Annotated in this window: 2 protein-coding genes; both read right to left on the reverse strand. The window is 65.8% G+C overall.

Features of this window, described 5'->3' with window-relative positions; all coding sequences use genetic code 11:
- Positions 1-61 precede the first annotated feature (61 nt).
- Entirely contained in the window at positions 62-220 is a 159-nt protein-coding gene (locus tag C5B91_RS22585) for a hypothetical protein (protein ID WP_167551915.1), read from the reverse strand.
- A gap of 86 nt (positions 221-306) precedes the next feature.
- Positions 307-465, reverse strand: a 159-nt coding sequence (locus C5B91_RS23030) for an HVO_0416 family zinc finger protein (RefSeq protein WP_199708902.1), incomplete at its 5' end; no start/stop codon positions are given.

Below are 465 nucleotides of genomic sequence, written 5' to 3' on the forward strand. Positions count from 1 at the left end.
GTCGTCGCTCCGGGCTCCGGCCCGGCCGCGACGGACGGGCGCCTCGCCGGCCAGGCGGCCGTCAACTGCTCCGCGTCGCGCGGGCCTCGCGGACGTCGGCGCCGTCGCGGACCAGGTCCTCGCAGGCCGGACAGACGCGGGGCCGATCGACCTCGTTCGGAGTGAACACCCGAACGTAATCTGTCGTGACGAACGAACCGCAGTTCTGACAGGTCGGCATGGTAGTCACTATCGGGTAATTCCTCATAATACTACCGGGGAGTACGACGGAAAGAAAATCCCTACACAGCGGCGTCGCCGCGGGGGTCAGTTCGGCCGCCAGTCGCAGACCGAACACCGCGCCGTTCCTTCCTCGTGGAGCGCACCGCACTCGGGACACTGGAGCTTGTTATAGGATCGCTCCCAGCTTACGATCTCTGTCTCGTGGCCGTGATCCGAGAGGAACTCGTCGAACACGTCGTCGTC

This window comes from Haloferax sp. Atlit-10N, from assembly GCF_003586325.1.
Lineage (GTDB): Archaea > Halobacteriota > Halobacteria > Halobacteriales > Haloferacaceae > Haloferax > Haloferax prahovense.

Excerpts from the sequence above, each read along its gene's own strand:
- C5B91_RS22585 (WP_167551915.1), bottom strand. The coding sequence starts at position 220 with ATGCCGACCTGTCAGAACTGCGGTTCGTTCGTCACGACAGATTACGTT.